The organism is Nostoc sp. TCL26-01 (assembly GCF_013393945.1).
In the GTDB taxonomy this organism is placed as follows: domain Bacteria; phylum Cyanobacteriota; class Cyanobacteriia; order Cyanobacteriales; family Nostocaceae; genus Trichormus.
The window spans coordinates 86802-102868 of record NZ_CP040298.1; the positions used below are offsets into that span (position 1 = coordinate 86802).

General features: G+C 41.4%; 19 protein-coding genes. 12 read left to right on the forward strand and 7 right to left on the reverse strand.

Going from position 1 to position 16067, the window contains the following annotated elements; translation table 11 throughout:
• Window positions 1-32: 32 nt before the first annotated feature.
• Window positions 33-491: a zinc ribbon domain-containing protein gene (locus FD725_RS29645; RefSeq protein ID WP_179049402.1), complete on the reverse strand. Its 459-nt coding sequence runs from the start codon at window positions 489-491 to the stop codon at window positions 33-35.
• 77 nt (window positions 492-568) lie between these two features.
• On the opposite strand from FD725_RS29645, the gene FD725_RS29650 reads away from it, so the two are divergent.
• The 4 genes from FD725_RS29650 (at window position 569) to FD725_RS29665 (ending at window position 5581) form a co-directional block, all read left to right on the forward strand.
• A complete protein-coding gene (locus tag FD725_RS29650) occupies window positions 569-1477 on the forward strand; it encodes a tyrosine-type recombinase/integrase (RefSeq protein ID WP_179050676.1) in 909 nt (302 codons plus the stop codon).
• A 177-nt stretch (window positions 1478-1654) separates the two neighbouring features.
• On the forward strand, window positions 1655-4639 hold the full coding sequence (locus FD725_RS29655; protein ID WP_179051801.1) for a Tn3 family transposase: 2985 nt from the start codon (window positions 1655-1657) through the stop codon (window positions 4637-4639).
• Between the two features lie 98 nt (window positions 4640-4737).
• The gene (locus FD725_RS29660) at window positions 4738-5289 is read left to right on the forward strand and encodes a hypothetical protein (RefSeq protein WP_179051753.1); all 552 of its coding nucleotides are present in this window, start codon (window positions 4738-4740) and stop codon (window positions 5287-5289) included.
• 43 nt (window positions 5290-5332) lie between these two features.
• Window positions 5333-5581, forward strand: coding sequence for a hypothetical protein (locus FD725_RS29665; protein ID WP_179051793.1), 249 nt, complete (start codon window positions 5333-5335; stop codon window positions 5579-5581).
• Window positions 5582-5664: 83 nt separating this feature from the next.
• Here FD725_RS29665 and FD725_RS29670 read toward each other — a convergent pair whose 3' ends face one another.
• Complete coding sequence (locus tag FD725_RS29670) at window positions 5665-6621, reverse strand: cytosolic protein (protein ID WP_179051802.1); 957 nt, start codon at window positions 6619-6621, stop codon at window positions 5665-5667.
• 73 nt (window positions 6622-6694) lie between these two features.
• On the opposite strand from FD725_RS29670, the gene FD725_RS29675 reads away from it, so the two are divergent.
• The 8 genes from FD725_RS29675 (at window position 6695) to FD725_RS29710 (ending at window position 14081) form a co-directional block, all read left to right on the forward strand.
• Entirely contained in the window at window positions 6695-8089 is a 1395-nt protein-coding gene (locus tag FD725_RS29675; RefSeq protein WP_179051803.1) for a helix-turn-helix domain-containing protein, read from the forward strand.
• Between the two features lie 2 nt (window positions 8090-8091).
• Window positions 8092-9441, forward strand: coding sequence for a DnaB-like helicase C-terminal domain-containing protein (locus FD725_RS29680; protein ID WP_179051804.1), 1350 nt, complete (start codon window positions 8092-8094; stop codon window positions 9439-9441).
• Window positions 9442-9502: 61 nt separating this feature from the next.
• The gene (locus FD725_RS29685; protein WP_256872016.1) at window positions 9503-10612 is read left to right on the forward strand and encodes a DNA cytosine methyltransferase; all 1110 of its coding nucleotides are present in this window, start codon (window positions 9503-9505) and stop codon (window positions 10610-10612) included.
• The gene (locus FD725_RS29690; protein WP_179051805.1) at window positions 10605-11096 is read left to right on the forward strand and encodes a DUF1392 family protein; all 492 of its coding nucleotides are present in this window, start codon (window positions 10605-10607) and stop codon (window positions 11094-11096) included. The genes FD725_RS29685 and FD725_RS29690 overlap by 8 nt, the downstream gene beginning before the upstream one ends.
• A 4-nt stretch (window positions 11097-11100) precedes the next feature.
• A complete protein-coding gene (locus FD725_RS29695; protein ID WP_179051806.1) occupies window positions 11101-11727 on the forward strand; it encodes a DUF488 family protein in 627 nt (208 codons plus the stop codon).
• Between the two features lie 81 nt (window positions 11728-11808).
• A complete protein-coding gene (locus tag FD725_RS29700; protein WP_179051807.1) occupies window positions 11809-12039 on the forward strand; it encodes a hypothetical protein in 231 nt (76 codons plus the stop codon).
• Between the two features lie 39 nt (window positions 12040-12078).
• Window positions 12079-13272, forward strand: a complete 1194-nt coding sequence (locus FD725_RS29705) for a bifunctional 5,10-methylenetetrahydrofolate dehydrogenase/5,10-methenyltetrahydrofolate cyclohydrolase (RefSeq protein ID WP_179051783.1) — start codon at window positions 12079-12081, stop codon at window positions 13270-13272.
• A complete protein-coding gene (locus FD725_RS29710; RefSeq protein WP_179051782.1) occupies window positions 13269-14081 on the forward strand; it encodes a glycosyltransferase family A protein in 813 nt (270 codons plus the stop codon). The genes FD725_RS29705 and FD725_RS29710 overlap by 4 nt, the downstream gene beginning before the upstream one ends.
• 356 nt (window positions 14082-14437) lie before the next feature.
• On the opposite strand, the gene FD725_RS29715 is transcribed toward FD725_RS29710, so the two are convergent.
• The 5 genes from FD725_RS29715 to FD725_RS29735 form a co-directional block, all read right to left on the reverse strand.
• Window positions 14438-14686: a hypothetical protein gene (locus tag FD725_RS29715; RefSeq protein WP_179051808.1), complete on the reverse strand. Its 249-nt coding sequence runs from the start codon at window positions 14684-14686 to the stop codon at window positions 14438-14440.
• 17 nt (window positions 14687-14703) lie between these two features.
• Entirely contained in the window at window positions 14704-15024 is a 321-nt protein-coding gene (locus FD725_RS29720) for a hypothetical protein (protein ID WP_179051809.1), read from the reverse strand.
• Between the two features lie 74 nt (window positions 15025-15098).
• Window positions 15099-15284 carry a hypothetical protein gene (locus FD725_RS29725; protein WP_179051810.1) on the reverse strand — a complete coding sequence of 62 codons (186 nt, stop codon included), beginning with the start codon at window positions 15282-15284 and terminating at the stop codon, window positions 15099-15101.
• A 96-nt stretch (window positions 15285-15380) separates the two neighbouring features.
• Window positions 15381-15722 carry a hypothetical protein gene (locus tag FD725_RS29730; RefSeq protein WP_179051811.1) on the reverse strand — a complete coding sequence of 114 codons (342 nt, stop codon included), beginning with the start codon at window positions 15720-15722 and terminating at the stop codon, window positions 15381-15383.
• A gap of 17 nt (window positions 15723-15739) precedes the next feature.
• Entirely contained in the window at window positions 15740-15994 is a 255-nt protein-coding gene (locus tag FD725_RS29735) for a TIGR03643 family protein (RefSeq protein ID WP_179051893.1), read from the reverse strand.
• Window positions 15995-16067: the final 73 nt, after the last annotated feature.

Below are 16067 nucleotides of genomic sequence, written 5' to 3' on the forward strand. Positions count from 1 at the left end.
GATGGTCTGGAAACAGTTGCTGTGTCTATGTTTCAGCGATTTTGACTCTTCTGTTTATAAGACTTGCCGCACATCGGACAAAATTTATACTTCAAAGACACAACTAACTCACCACAGTGAGCGCAACTCGTCTGCAACTGCATACCGCACAGATAACAAAACTTAGCCCTAACTTGACTCCAGAGAGGATCGGGATTCGCCCCAGGAGTCCAGCAATGCGGGCAAAACTTAACTGCACTGACAGGCTTAACGGATTCACCCCTTTCAACAGCTTCCAGATATTCCTGGGGAATGCCTAAGCCACCAGCAAGACCACGCAGCGTTTTATGATTGAGTCTGGTGGTTAATCCTCGTTCAATCTTCCCAATAGACCGAGAATGAATTCCCGCAGCAATAGCCAACTCAAACTGAGTCATCCCAACAGATGTTCTAATGCGCTTGATATAGTCAGCCAGGGATTCTTGGGGTCGAGGCAGTTTTAAAGTATCCATAAGAGGATGTCTTGCTTCATGCCTAAAAGATATATGATTGAGTCAGAAAAAACCTTGAGAGAATCACACAAATTGAAGTGAAACAGACAGTAACATTAGCCACTGTCGTAGTTGAATTTTTAGAACGTCCTGGGTTGGCATTCAGTACCAAGGAGACATATTCTCTGACCTTGGGATTGTTACTGCAAGAGTATGGAAGTTGGCCAATTGAAATTATCAGTCGTCAAACATTAGTCGAGTATTTAAATACCCTGACACATTTAAAATATACAACTCACAACAAGCATCAAGCGATACTACAAAGCCTATTTAACTTTGCCATAGAACAAGGATACATAAAATCCAACCCCATTCGGGGAATCAAACAGCGTCCACCTTCACGAGAAAAAGGTGAACATCGCACAGATGAAATTATACGGTTCTTAACTCCATCACAGTTAGAAATACTGTATAACGCTGTAGCCGATGACCCCCGCCTTAACGCGATTGTGCATTTATTACATCACACAGGATGTAGAATTGGTGAGCTTTTGGCACTAAATCTAGAATCGGTAGACCTCCTTAATTGGAAATTTCAAGTATTGGGAAAAGGAAATAAACAAAGGTGGTGTTTCTACAACGAAGCTACGGCGATAGCACTAAATAAATATATAAATTACGACCGACATAAACAATCACTCGCCTTATTTACAGCACAGCATCCAGTGACGATGAAAATCAGTAGAATGAGCTACCGAACACTGCATGATTACTGGCGAGAAATTACCAATAAACACTCACTCCTTCAAGGTGTTCGTATTCATGATTTACGACATACATTTGCCACAGAGCGCGTAGGCATAATTAGTATTGAACAACTGCGTGCATTGATGGGTCATGAAAGTATCCAAACAACTTTACGCTATCAAAAAGTTACATCACAAAAAGCAGAAGAAGCTGCACGTCTTGCCTTCAATCTGTTGACTAAAGTTGATAAATTAGACTGATATTCCTGGAACTATTCTCTTCAAAAATTAAAGCAAGCGAGATAGTAAGCAACCATATTTTGATGACAATTATCGCTGTTTACCACAAAGAATATAAAATACTATGGGGTTGAACAGTGAGGGATCAACCGTTATCTAGTTATTTTGGGCATTTTGTATGTTGCAAATATCACTTGAATGACCTTAATTGACCGGACTGCATATCCTAAATTCAAACAATTTCCCAGCCCGAAAGAGCTTGCAGAGCTTTATACCCCACAAAGCGCAGAAATCAAGTTTGCAAAGTCCAAAACTAAGAGCCACGAAGGATTTCTTAGTTTTATGGTCATGCTAAAATCCTTCCAACGACTTGGTTATTTTCCCCACCCCGAATTAGTACCGATTGCGGTTACCCGTCATATACGGTCGTGTTTAAAGTTACAAGATTGGGTAAAAGCAGTCCCATCTGAACGCCAACGCTACACTTATCTTCAGGCGATTCGGGATTACCTGAAAGTCAAACAGTATGATAAAACAGGTCAAAGATTAATAGCCGCATTAGTTGCAGAAGCTGCTGAGGTAAAAGACCATCCTGCTGATTTAATCAATGTAGCCATTGAAGAATTAGTTAAAGAACGATACGAGTTACCAGCATTTAGCACCCTTGACCGATTAATTCGCCACATTCGTTCAATGGTCAATAATCGCTTGTTTGCACTTTGTTCTGAGGGGCTTTCCATCAATGAGCAGATTTATTTAGACCAATTACTGGTGGTTACAGATAATGAGGTAGATGAAAATGCTACTCTTAATTTACTAAAATCGCCACCGAAAAGTGCCAAACTTAGTGGGATAAAACTCCTACAAAGTAAGTTTGATATTCTTATGACCTTTGGTGATGCCAAGCGACTGCTGCAAAGTATTGCCAGAACTAAAGTTAGACATTTTGCGTCCCAGGCTAGGGCTTTGGATATCTCAGAATTTCAAGATATCAATTTACCCAAACGTCGGACATTGCTGTTATGTCTATTGTACGAGGCACAGGTGAAAACCCGTGATTATCTTGTCGATATGTTCATTAAACGTATCCTCAAGATTCAAAATAATGCTAAACAGCGATTGCAGGAATTACGCGATAAACATTTAACTGAAACATCAGAGTTATTGGCTACCTTGGGGCAAGTATTAAAAGCATCGACAAAAGCCAAAGAAACTCAGGATAATGCTGTTTTTGGAGAACAGGTGCAATCAATTTTGGATGAACATGGTGGTACAGAATTGTTGCTGCAAAAGTTGGATGAGATTGCGGCGTATAACACCAACAACCATTTACCGTTGATGTGGCGGTTTTATTCTGCCAATCGGAAAGCACTTTTTAGTTTGGTACGTTCTTTAGATATTCTCTCTACTTCTGCTGATGAATCAGTAATTAAAGCATTAAAGTTCGTGTTAGACCATGAACACAAACGTGCTAAGTATTTACCTAATGAGATTGATTTAGATTTTATTAGTAGTAACTGGCGTGCGCTAGTTGTAGAAGAAATTGATGGCACTGAGGTTTTGGTTCGTCAGCAGTTAGAAATTTGCATCTTTTCAAACCTGGCGACTGAATTTAAAACAGGAGATGCTTGTGTTGTAGGTTCAGAAAGTTATGCCGATTTCCGCGAACAATTATTGAGTCATGCTGAATGTGAACCATTGATAGAGTCATACTGTCGCTTACTTGAATTTCCTGCTAACCCGGATGATTTTGTTAAACACCTACAGGATAAATTAACGATTGTCGCTGACGCTGTAGATAAGATTTGTGCGGTTGATAAACAATTCACTATCAATAAAGATGGAGAACCTGTACTTAAAAGAATTCCATCCCTAGCTCAAACGCATGAAGTGGAAGAATTAGAATCAAAAATTCGGGCTTTAATGCCGGAACGTAGTATCTTAGAAATCCTTTGTAATGTTGAGCATTGGTTGAACTGGACAAGGCATTTTGGTCTGTTTTCAGGAAGCGAACCCAAAATATCTGAGCCTGCTGAACGTTATATTTTTACTACGTTTAGCTATGGCTGTAATCTTGGCCCAAATCAGATGGCTCGTCATTCCCAAGGTGCAGTGACTTCTCACATGATTTCTTATACAAACCGTCGCCATATTAGTGCTGCCAAAATTGAAGCGGCAATTCGGGATATTATCAATACGTACAACCGTTTTAGTTTACCGTCTTGTTGGGGTACAGGGAAGAAGGCTGCTGCTGACGGAAGCAAGTTTGAGATATACGAGAATAATTTACACAGCGAGTATCACATCCGCTACGGTGGTTATGGTGGTATTGCTTATCACCATGTCTCTGATAAGTACATTGCTTTGTTTACTCATTTCATTACTTGTGGTGTGTGGGAAGCGGTGTATATTTTGGATGGGTTATTGAAAAATCTCTCCGATATTCAACCAGATACTTTGCACGCAGATACCCAAGGGCAATCTGGGCCTGTGTTTGCCATTTCTTACCTGTTGGGTATCAAGTTGATGCCGCGCATTCGCAACTGGAAGGATCATGCTTTTGTGCGCCCAAGTGAAGATGTCAGCTACAAGTATCTCGACCCTTTGTTTAAGGGTGTGGTCAATTGGAATCTGATTCAGACTCACTGGTATGACATGATGCGGGTGGTGCTGTCGATTAAGGCAGGAAAGGTGATGCCTTCTACTTTGTTGCGGAAGTTGGGCAGTTACAGTCGCAAGAACCGACTTTATCAAGCATTCCTGGAGTTGGGGAAGGTTGTACGGACGATGTTTCTGCTAGAGTACATTTCTAATATGAGGATGCGCTCTGAAATTAATGCCATCACGAATATTGTCGAGATGTACCACGCTTTCTTGGATTGGGTCTTTTTTGGTAAGGAAGGGGCGATTACAGAGAATGACCCAATTGAGCAGGAAAAGCGGTTGAAATACCTCGATTTGGTCGCTTCTGCTGTGATTTTGCAAAATACAGTTGATATGTCTTTGGCGATTCAGACTCTAGCTGCACAGGGAGAGGTGATTCATCAGCGTCATGTTGCGGCGTTGAGTCCCTACGTGAATAGGCATATCAAGCGATACGGTGATTATGTGGTGAATTTACGTAATATTCCTCAACCTTTGGAAGTGGCGATTTCTTTACCCTCTGAAATCTTTGAAACCTAGATATATCAAACGTTTCCAGACCATCTTGCCGAAAATTACACGTATCTCGGCTCAATACCTTAGAAATTCTAGCGAAAGCTAAAGCGATTATTTTTGCAGTGTGGGGTGGTGCTGGTTGGGCGACTACTGCACAAATCGCTGAATACTTCGTAGTTACTGAGTCATCTGTCAGAGAACTCTTTCGAGTTAACGGGGCTGAATTTCGAGACTTAGAAACCAAAACCCTTACTGGCAAAGACTTACGCGATGCTCGTCAGACACTCTGTTTACCATCTAAAACATCCCAAGCCAGGGTTTTCTCAGCATTAGGCGCATTGAGAATTGCAATGCTGCTGACCCCTTCAGAAGAACGCTGGCTTGGTGTGGTGAACTTCGCAGAGAGTGAACTAGGTCGCAATGTACCCACCAGTGGCTCACATTACCGGGGGCATTTAGGGACTTGGGTGCGGACTTTTTACCCGCAACTGGGCGAGCGCCAAGAAACGCGGATAGTTCAAGGTACTCAGCAAAAAATATATGTCTACGCTTGTCATGACCCTGTAGTAGCGGCTGGGCTAACGAAAGCAGTTGAAGAGTTTTTCGCACACCCCGAACCTGCGGCGAAACTCAGACAAGCAGGGGCGTTCAAAAAGGCTGTAGTAACGGCTTAAGATTCATCAGTCATCAGTCATTAGTCAGGAGGAAATCTTAAAGATGTTGTGTCCATTTTGCCAACATGAAGCAATTAAAGACGAATTTACCAAAGCAAATGGTTGTCCAGCTTGCGGTTATGCCCTGGATAATTTCTACGCTGAACCTATCAAGTGTAGCATTTGTAATGATGAAGGACATTTAACTAGAAGTTTGTATGTCCAAATATTTCCAGAACGAGAAAACTTAATTCCAATTGAAGCACTTTATGTTGCTTGTGATTGTTCTTTAGATCGTGAAGATGATGATTAATACGTTCATATTTCTTTAAGTGCGTAACGCTAATTTCGGCACTTAAAGTCTACTGAACCTTGAAAATCAAATATCAAACAATGCTAATTTTCTGGAGGATTTTCAGTTGTTTGCTGATACAAGGAACGCAATTCATTTAAGTTACTTGCTGTTTCTAGTCCTTTAAGAACCGCCCTTAATTGCTCGACATCTTCAATCCTTGAAATTTCTGGTAATAGGCTTAAACCTTCAGTACCAAATTTCAGTTTCAAACCAACTTCAATCCCTTCTAACAAAGATTCCATACGGGCAATTCGCTCAAATGATGTCACGTACTGCATACGTTGTCCTGCCTCTAATTGTTGAACTTCTCTTTTAAACTCTATTTCTAAATTCAATGGTAACGTCAGCATCCAATCAATAAAAGCCAACAGGTTAATAACAGCCTCACGCTCAAACCCCTGCTCATATAGCCGACGCACCAAAACCAGTTTCTGCTGCTTGCGTTGTGACCTGTTGCTACGGGTTTGCACTGCTGCCAAATGAGCTAATACAACCGTAGCAAATGGATTGCGACTGGCTTCTAACTCCGGCAACCTTTGCTGATAGTCTAACAGCTTGATTACAGGAAACTGAAAATCAACCGTACAGCCAAACAACTCGTAACCAAACTGATTTGGTCGCCAGTCAATGTTGTCATCCCCAAGCACTGCCAAGGAAGCAACAGAGCGATCATAACGGTCAAAAATTCGATAGTTGTATACAAACATCCGTTTGGGGAAATCGTCTTCTTCTTGGCTTTGAACTTCAACATGGATCAACAACCAAGATTCTTCACCCCCAATGCGATAAATTTTTACCAATTTGTCAACCAGTCGTTTTCCTAACTCGGCATCACGGACTACCTGTTGCAACTCCTGGTCTAGAAACTCAACGCCCCGATTCCAATCAATTTCAGCATGAGCTTGGGGAAAGAAGAATTGCATGAAGTCTTGAAAATACAGTTGCAACATCTGTTTCCACGGAGAATCATATTCAGTTTGAGGTGTTTTATTTGCCATAAAAAAAGCCAAAACTTACTTTTATTGAGCGACTTAGATGTATCCGAGATTATGAAATTTTAAGGAGGAGTATATGGGATTTCGTAATGGTAAACCATCCAAACAGTTCACAGCAATTCCTAACAGTTTAATTCGTGATAACAACCTTACTGATTCAACATTTAGGTTAATTTGTTGGGTAGCTTCTCACGACGAAAACTTTGATATTAGCTTTACAGTAATCGAAAAACATTTGGGTTACAAACGAGACAAAATCCGTAATGCTATCAAAAATGCTGAACAAAATGACTATTTAGTCAGAGTCCAAGAGCATAACCCAAACAATGGTAAGTTTGACTGGCAATATTACATTTTTACCAACAAAGACGACACAAAGTTGTTTCGAGAAAATCATTCATCCATAAGTGGGTCGTCCAAAGGTGGCTCGTCTGTCGGTGGTTCACCCATAGGTGGGTTGTCCAACGATGGCTTACCCACCGGTGGATTCTCCAACGGTGGGTTATCCAACGTTGGAGCATCCACCCCTCATATAGAAAAACAATTAGAAGAAAAACAATTAGAAGAAAAACACATACAAAAAGCGCCCCCTAAACCCGGCGCACCCCCCACCCAAGAATGTGTGTGTGAAGAAAAATCTGAATTAACTTCACCACAAAACCAAGATCAACCCACCCCTAAATCTCTCACCTCGTTGTTCACAAAACCAGAATCTTTGCCTCAAATCCTAGACCAACCCAACCCCAAATCTCTCTCTACGTTGTTCACAAAACCAGAATCTTCGTCTCAAACCGAAAATCTCTCAAGTAGACTTTCTATTGCGGCGGGGTCGTTCGCTAAAAACGAACTATCGAATAAAGACCCTTATAAATCAGCCCAGAATGTAAAAGAACTCATTGAGGCTTGGATTACTGACCCGACTACTTTCGCCTCGGATTGTGTACCAGTGGTTGTCCGGGAAAAAATTAAGTGGAGTCGATGGGTGTTACCTTGGCGTTCAAGAGAACGGAAGTTACACCCTCTCTACCAGAATTTCAACCCGATAGTTGTGGATTTGGTGGCTGTGGAATTAGCCAGCAGTGCCTCATGCACAAAAGACGAAAAAATCACCCATGCAGTCTCCGTGATGAATACTTGGGAGAAAACCAAAGGTGGCTGGACTAACTTGATGCAGCGTTATCAACAAGCTCTAAATCAACAACAACGCCACACCCCACCAACTACTCCAAATCCAACTGCCAAAGCAAACATTTCTTTAGCGCAGGCCATAGCCCAAGACGAACAACGTCACCAACAAGAGCTATCCAGCCAAAGCAATTCTGCTTTACCTCAGCACACCAGCGAAACTCTCAGCATCAAAGAAAAACTTTTTCAAAGAGCGAATTCTCAAAAAACCCGTACTTCTTCAACACTATCCGCATCTGCCTTGTTAGAAGTTGAAGCTCAACTAAAACAAGCACTTGGAGCGTAATTATGAACTTTAACCACGATAACGTCATTTCATTTTCGGTTCCCAAAGAAGTGGATTGTTTACCGCCACAGAGCATTGAGGCTGAGGAATCCATACTCGGCGGCATCATGCTTGACCCACAAGCCTTCGACCGAATCAGCCATATCCTTGTCCCGGAAGCATTCTACCTCAGCGCCCACACAACTATCTACCAAGCATTTACTCAGCTTGCCGCTACTGGTCAACCTACCGATTTACTTTGCTTGACCAACTGGCTCAAGGATCATAGTCTTCTAGAGCGCATTGGCGGACGAAACAAATTAGCAACTCTATTTGACCGCACTGTTTCTGCCGTCAACATCGATGTTCTGGCTGATTTGGTCATGCAAAAATACCGCCGAAGACAGCTCATCAAAATCGGCAATGAACTTGTGCAGTTGGGTTACGAAACCCAAACCGACTTAGGACAAATCTTCTCACAAGCTGAACAAAAAGTTTTCAGCGTCACCCAGAATTCCTCTGATGAACAATGCAAGGTTCACAAGGCTGCTGACATGGCCATCGAACTCTACCAAAAACTGGAGGCAGGACAAATGCAAGGCGAAAAATTTGGTTGGTATGACTTGGAAGCAATCACGGGCGGTCTTTACCCCAGTAGTCTGGTGGTTGTGGCGGCTGAGTCTCACATGGGCAAAACCCATTTCATGATTTCCACTGCTTACGAAATCATGACTAAGCTCGGTAAGGGTGTTCTTTATGTCACTCCCGAAATGGATCGAGGTCAAGTCAATGCCCGAATGTTGGCGAGGATTACAGGTGTTGATTCTGCTCATATCCAAGCCCAAACACAATCCTACTGGCAGCAAGTTGCACAAGGCGTTAGTCAACTAGCCGAAATGCCTTGGCAGATTTTTGAGCATTCTTCCCCAACTCCCACTATGATTGCTTCTGCTGTTCGTCGCTCTATTAGTGAGTCTGGCGGCTTGATTGGTGCTGTATTTGTTGATTATCTACAGCAAATTCCTTTGGAGTCTAGTGGAAACATGGCTCATGAAGTCGGCAAGATTACTCGCCAGATTCGCGCTGTAGCTAAAGAACACAAAATCCCCGTTTTCTTGGGTTGTCAAATCAACCGGGGGAACCAAACAACTGCTGATAAACGCCCCAATCGCCATTTACTCCGCAACTCTGGGGAAATTTTCGAGGTTTGCGACCAGTTAATTATGCTTTACCGCGATTCTGTGTATACAAAAGACCCTAGTGACCAAACTATCGAGTTGATTGTTGAGAAAAATCGGCTTTACGGCAAACTCGGCACTGCGACTATGCTGTGTGATTTCTCTACTTCTCGATTTTTGAACTTTGCACGGTGAATTTCAAAGTTTCTGTCACATCTTCTCGCCTCATGTTCACATAAATACGAGAATGCTTATCATGTCTCTGGCGATACCCGAAAAATTCTTAGAGGATGAGATAATCGCCTTCATCAAACGCACTAAATCTGAAAAATCACCTTCCTGCAAACCTACACTAAAAGCTAACGCACCCATCGCCGTAGTTCTCTTCGCCGGGGGCGGCGGTATTGAAGCGGGCATGGTACAAGCCGGTATTCGTCCAGTCGTCGCGGTGGAACATGACCCGACTAAACCAAAACTCAGTCAGGCGATCGCTCAAACCCACCACCGCAACTTCAGCAAGTACGCCTGTAAAACTATCCAACTTACCGTACAACAAGTAGCCCAAGGATTTATCGGGTTTCCACAAAACCCTGACTATCTTCATGCCTCGCCGGTTTGTTCTAACTTCAGCCAAGCCCACACTGCCAAAGCGGGTATTGCACTGGAATCTCCTGATGACCTAACCGCAGCCCAAGCAGTAGCAGCAGCTCTACGAAAGTTGCGTCCACGGGTATTCACATTAGAAAATGTCTCACGTTATCAACATAGTCAAAGTTTCACCATTATCCTCAACACCCTAGAATCTCTTGGTTACAGGGTTAATTACAGCGTGGTGAATATGGCTGACTTTGGACTACCCCAAGCGCGGAAACGTTTGATCTTAGTAGCTTGTCAGGATGTAGTGCTGACACTACCACCCACATCTAAACATATCGGTTGGTATAGGGCAATCGCTCATCTCATCCCCACAATGAACGACTCGCAACTATTACCCAAACAGCAACAAGCCGTAGAACAATTTTTAACAACCAATGAACCAACACCACTATTGATTGAACGGGTTGGGGGACGCAAGTTACCCAAGTGCAAGCCTGGGTTGCACCCCGCTAACACCATACTGCGCTCGCATTTCACCGATCACAAAGGCTGCAACCGCAACAAATTCGCTGACATCTGGTTGCCTGATGGTACTGTCAAATCTTTGACTATCCAAGCAGCAGCCATTTTACAAGGGTTTCTATCTTGGTATGAGTTCCCACCACAAACCGGTACGGCTGGCTCAATCATCGGCTACTCTGTTCCACCCAGTTTTGCAACTCAGTTATTCGCACATATACAAAAACAACTGGAGCTTTCTTATGACTAACTCAATCACAACGCTAGAAACCTGCTGGTACATCTCACCACCCTGGGGCAAAGAAATCCCGCCGATGGTCATCAGTCTGCTGGAAAGGGTTTATCTGCCTACCAAAAGAGTATTCGGCTATTGTTGCGGGGTTGAATGGTCGGATGGTTGGGAATACTCCATCGCTCTTGATCACGATATTGTCTCAGTGCGAGGAGTCGAAATCATCACCTCTGGGCGACTGCAAGCTGTTTCCGTGGAAAAACCTGTGTTCATGGTGGGTGAGTTAGTCAAGTTTCAGTTTGCTGGGGATAGCCCAAAGATTCGTACTGTCCTGGGGCTACAGCTGATCAATGGTGCTTGGTTTTACAGCATTGAGTGGAAATCCCCAGATTTAATTCTTCCAGGGGATGCACCGATTTGTATCCTGCCTCAATCCTCCGGCAACCCTAAGCTCAACAGTCGGCTTGCTTGGGTTACTGATTATGATTTGGTGGGAGTGTAGTAGTATGATTTATACTTCTTACTACGCAAGTGAAGTTAAGGGTGAGGCTGTTTCTATTTCACTCTACCCGCCTCCAAACTGGAAAGGCAAGCATCTTCCTCTGTTCGCACCCACTCCTGAGTTGCTCAAGTGGTGGAAGTCCTCAGCTAAAGATGCGATCGCCCAGGAAGAATATACACAACGGTTCCGCGAAATTTTGGACTCTCGGCAGCAGTTGATCCAGCTTTGGGTTAGCAAGCAGAAGGGCAACCCGGAGAATGTAACACTGTGCTGTTTCGAGAAAACCGGGGATTTCTGCCACCGTCATCAAGTTGGGGAGGAAGTAGTACAAAGGTATTTGCCTGAGTTGTGGGGTGGGGAAATTGGCACTTCCCGAACACAGTTAACTCTTGTCCAAGGTGGGAAAACCACTTATCCATCTCAGGTCTTGTCACTAATCGAAAAGTGCCACTCGTCTGGTTATCCTGTTGTGTGCGATCGCTTAAAGTGCGGCTACTATCAAGTGTTTCTGCGCGGCGAGGATTTAGGAGTCTGGTCGGAGTTGGGGGTGCTGGGGGTTCTGTCGGGACTGCGGCATGAGTTCTATGGGGGGCGACTGCTGCGATCATTAGCTGCATCTGTGTCAGGCTGACGGTGAACTATTTGGAGGGGCTAAATACAAAGATAATAAAATGGTAAACAAGTTTCCTTTCATATTTCATGAGGTAAGTAAATGCTTAAATATGTGTGTAGTTCAAAAGATAGTAATGCTTGGAGTATTTCTTCACAAGATGTAGCACTACAAACATTTCACACAGAAGAAGAAGCAATTTTGTGGTTTCAACACCAGTATCCAGATAAAAATCTAGTTTTTTCTGGTTATGAATTTGATGGTAATTACTTGAAAAACTATGTATATAATAATGATATTGAACTTGGATATATTAATAAATATTCTTTTTGAAATATTTTTTAGTATGAAAATAAATTAATTTCTTTAATAATGGGATTAATAGACGGGAACTTAATTAAAGAACATATCAAAAATGAATGTCAGCAGTATAAATCTCAACTGCAAGGCAAAGAGATAACAATCATCCGATTTGAAGCTTCAGAAAATCTTCCTCTAGCTAGAAAAGCTCGTTATGAAGCAGCCAGAGTTTCTGCTGAACAAAAAGTAAAGATATTTAACGCTATTGGCGTTAGCTCTAATTATATAATATTGCCTGAAAATAGTCCTGTTGAAGATTTTAAAAATATAATTTACTCAATCAATGACAACGATAAAATAACTACAGCTATTGTTCAATATCCAATCCCCTTCCAATTTCAAGAATCCATTAGACTACTCTCTCCTATTAAAGATATTGATTGTGTAAGGCAACAACCAAATATGCTGTTTCTAGCAGCAGCTACATCTGAAGGAATTGCTAGATTAGTAGAGTCTTATGCTGATTCTCAATCAAAAGTAGCAGTCATAGGAGGAGGTGGTTTCGTCGGTAATGGAGTTATTCAATATCTCGCACAACGAGGGATAGAATCTTTTATTTTAGAAATTAATGACGATAAATCCTTAACTGCTCAAGCAGATATTGTAGTAACTGTAACGGGTGAACCTGGGGCAATGACACAATACATATTGCCTCAGCACAGACTAGTTGTTGATGCTGGGTTTACTCCTACTGTAAATGCTCCTTTAGGTGATATAGATAAGAGTGCTTATTCTATTCCTCAAAATATTACTCCTGTTCCTGGTGGAGTTGGCCCAATAGAAATGGCTATTCTTGCCGAAAGATTTATTAAAATGGAATTAAATATCGAGCTACCCAAATGGAATTACCAGGAGTTATTAGAACAACAAACACAAATAGCCAGAGTTATTGCACCTGTTATTAAAAATTTATTTGACCGCTTAGTTATTAGTGATAGAGATACTAATACTCAGAATTTACAACGGATTGACAAAGATAGACTAGGAGTAGAAGTAGGCGAGTATAAACTTATTTTAAATTTGGCAGATTCATTATTGACATTGACAAGAAATCAGGATACTTTGCCTCTGATAAAATTAGGTTACGGTGATACTCAGATATATCTAGCTAGGGGCTTAACCCAGCAAGATAAGGCCAATTGGTTGAAAATTGGGAATTTTCTTGCACAAAGAGAACAACAAATAATTATAGAACCTGAAATATGACAATCTCAGTTATTACCGCTACATATAATAGACCTCAACAACTTTACACAGTTGCATTTAATAGCTTACTCAACCAAACCGACCATAATTTTGAGTGGGTAGTCATTAACGATGGGTGCAACCAACAAACCAGAGAGATGATTGCTACGCTTCAAGCTCCATTTCCCATAGCTTATGTAGAAATAGAGCATTCATCTACTGGTTTTGGCTTATGCTATGCCCGGAATGCTGGATTAAATCTAGCCACTGGTAGTTTGATTACTTATTTAGATGATGACAATAGCTTTGAGAGAGAATTTATTTGTGCTACTAAGCATTTTTTTCAACAACATGGTTTTGTTAAATACAGTATGGCTATACAAAAGCGTCGTCGTGATGTTGTTCTTCAACATAAAACTATACGTTCCAGTAAAATTTTTACTTCTCCTAGCAACTCCTTCTGTACACTTGATAATCTTATTTCTCAGCAAGAAATTTTTGATAGCAATGGATTCACTCATGTTCATAACTCTACTCCTAAATGGAATCCTAAGTACCAAATATTTGCTGACTATGAATTTCTTCTTCAATGCACCAAGGAATATGGAAATAGTACATTTAAGCTTCACCCCCAAGTTTTAGTCAACTACATACAGTCATCTGGAGGTACTATTGGCCGTTCTCATTATGGTCAGTGGGCGGCAGAATTAAAGCAGATTCTTCAAGATTCTTCTGTTTACTTGCTCCAACCAAGTCATATTGCCCAGCTTGGGCAACTTGCTCAGGCTTACCACTGCAAAGCTCTTGAGCGTCCACCAGCGTTTGTTTAAAAAATAAATTAAATAAACTCTTCATTTTGATAGTGTTTGTGCATTCTGGCTCAAGTTGCGATCGCACTCCTAACGCTCCACCCCCTACTTCTTCCAAGGTAACTTTGTACCCATTTCGGTTAAAGCCGAGAACACTAGATACATAATAAGCAGACCAGTACTGATAATAAAAATTACAACGTCGTTATCCATAATAAAGTGGCAATTCTAGCTGGCCAGGTGATGTATTTGAGCGTCCCCTAGCTCTACCGTGAACTGCAATGTGGCAGGGAGTGCAAAGCGGGATTAGGTTCTCAATTCGGTTGTCTTCAGGTGTAGAATTAGCATGGTGTACTGAGAGCGTCAATACTGTCCATTCAGAACGAGACAGTTCCTTTGGTTTCTGGCCAAGACGTAAACATTTTTGCCCACAGTGCCGACATTGCCACTGAGATGCTTCTTTGATAGCCAGCGATATTTCGTCCCAATTGTCCGCGTAGCGTTTTCTGTAGATAGGCATTGTCTACAATGCAAACAAAGCTGTTGGGGGATTTACTAACTCTACCAATTTTTGGGAGCAGCGATAAAAGCCTAAGAGCGATCGCCCATGATTCAACGGTTTGCATTCATCGTCATTTTGTACTTAAGACTGATAATTTGGCTCATCTTTGCCAATCCCTAATTCCTGTAATTTAGTTTTGACATCTTCCCAGTTATCACCACAGTAGTAATATTTTTTATCTCGAAGATTGACAAGGTAATAACCAGCGTTACCGCCATTGATGCGGAACAATTCAATTACTATTTTATTTTTAGTTATGCCAAACAACCTTTCTCTGTCACTTTCAGGAATGGGTTCACCAGTGCGGTTATAAAAAACACCTCCATTTTTAAAATACCAAGTCGTACCTTCTCTACGAATAATTTGGAAATGCAGAGGATGAATAATGCTTGTGGTTAACATAAGCTATACTCCAATCAGAAGAGATGGTGAGGAAAGCCCCCAGGTGTAAGCTAGGGGCATAAGTTAATTAGATGCTATTCTTCATCTTCAGAGTCTGACTCTTCATCATTCTCTTCCAATGCTTCTAAGACATCTTCAGTATAGGCAACGTCTCTGTTTCCTTCAGAGTCTGATTTAATCCAGACATCTGCTGCCAAGTATTCAAACTCGACTTCAGGATTATATTCTCCTTGTCCGTTGCCATCTTTAGATTGAGTCATTATTTCACCTCCTGATGAAGATTTAGTTTTTTTATTTATCCTCATAATTAAGATTTTATCATGATATATATAGGTAATTAATTAACAATAATTAAATCATGAATCGCATAACAGCACATCAATAAAAGCTTCTGGGTTGATTATATTGAAAGAGTTACGGCTATTAATGTCTATGTTATGAACTACCTTCGTTAATTTGCAATCATGTCCTTTATACCTAATAAATTCTCCCACGCAAGGAACTCTTGATATCTCAATTTCCTGCAAAGCTATAGCGTCTTTATCATTAATATGCCTAAAAGTTTTGACTCTTTCTGGTGGAATATTTACAGAAACAAATACAATAGCCACTTGTTTTATGCTGACAGTAATTTTTATTTTATTGGCTATGTTTACCAGATGCGATGGCAATGTCTGTTCGCAAAGCGACCATTGCACTTGTCAAAGATTCATGTTCATGATTTTTGATTTTGTGACTTAAACCTACCTGCAATAAACTCTCGCTTAAATAAATGTTTTGTCTTGCGTTTGGTAACTCGCTCTCGCCACATACGAAAACTGGATTCTTTCATTTGCTGCCGCATTAAGAGAATTACCTGTTTCTCTTGTAGCCCAAACTGAGTTTCAATAACATCAAAAGGTGTTCTATCTTCCCATGCCATTTCAATGATGCGATCAATAGTTTGGAGATCAAGGTTTGGTAACTTCATGACGGGAGCCTGTAATTTAACTTGAATTTCCTTGCTTGCCATTGTTTAGCTTAAGCCTCAAAAATATATTTTC

Excerpts from the sequence above, each read along its gene's own strand:
- FD725_RS29670 (WP_179051802.1), bottom strand. The coding sequence starts at position 6,621 with ATGGCAAATAAAACACCTCAAACTGAATATGATTCTCCGTGGAAACAG.
- FD725_RS29645 (WP_179049402.1), bottom strand. The coding sequence starts at position 491 with ATGGATACTTTAAAACTGCCTCGACCCCAAGAATCCCTGGCTGACTAT.
- FD725_RS29735 (WP_179051893.1), bottom strand. The coding sequence starts at position 15,994 with ATGAAGTTACCAAACCTTGATCTCCAAACTATTGATCGCATCATTGAA.
- FD725_RS29655 (WP_179051801.1), top strand. The coding sequence starts at position 1,655 with ATGACCTTAATTGACCGGACTGCATATCCTAAATTCAAACAATTTCCC.
- FD725_RS29665 (WP_179051793.1), top strand. The coding sequence starts at position 5,333 with ATGTTGTGTCCATTTTGCCAACATGAAGCAATTAAAGACGAATTTACC.
- FD725_RS29700 (WP_179051807.1), top strand. The coding sequence starts at position 11,809 with ATGCTTAAATATGTGTGTAGTTCAAAAGATAGTAATGCTTGGAGTATT.
- FD725_RS29705 (WP_179051783.1), top strand. The coding sequence starts at position 12,079 with ATGGGATTAATAGACGGGAACTTAATTAAAGAACATATCAAAAATGAA.
- FD725_RS29715 (WP_179051808.1), bottom strand. The coding sequence starts at position 14,686 with ATGCAAACCGTTGAATCATGGGCGATCGCTCTTAGGCTTTTATCGCTG.
- FD725_RS29695 (WP_179051806.1), top strand. The coding sequence starts at position 11,101 with ATGATTTATACTTCTTACTACGCAAGTGAAGTTAAGGGTGAGGCTGTT.
- FD725_RS29680 (WP_179051804.1), top strand. The coding sequence starts at position 8,092 with ATGAACTTTAACCACGATAACGTCATTTCATTTTCGGTTCCCAAAGAA.
- FD725_RS29675 (WP_179051803.1), top strand. The coding sequence starts at position 6,695 with ATGGGATTTCGTAATGGTAAACCATCCAAACAGTTCACAGCAATTCCT.
- FD725_RS29710 (WP_179051782.1), top strand. The coding sequence starts at position 13,269 with ATGACAATCTCAGTTATTACCGCTACATATAATAGACCTCAACAACTT.
- FD725_RS29720 (WP_179051809.1), bottom strand. The coding sequence starts at position 15,024 with ATGTTAACCACAAGCATTATTCATCCTCTGCATTTCCAAATTATTCGT.
- FD725_RS29725 (WP_179051810.1), bottom strand. The coding sequence starts at position 15,284 with ATGACTCAATCTAAAGATGGCAACGGACAAGGAGAATATAATCCTGAA.
- FD725_RS29685 (WP_256872016.1), top strand. The coding sequence starts at position 9,503 with ATGTCTCTGGCGATACCCGAAAAATTCTTAGAGGATGAGATAATCGCC.
- FD725_RS29690 (WP_179051805.1), top strand. The coding sequence starts at position 10,605 with ATGACTAACTCAATCACAACGCTAGAAACCTGCTGGTACATCTCACCA.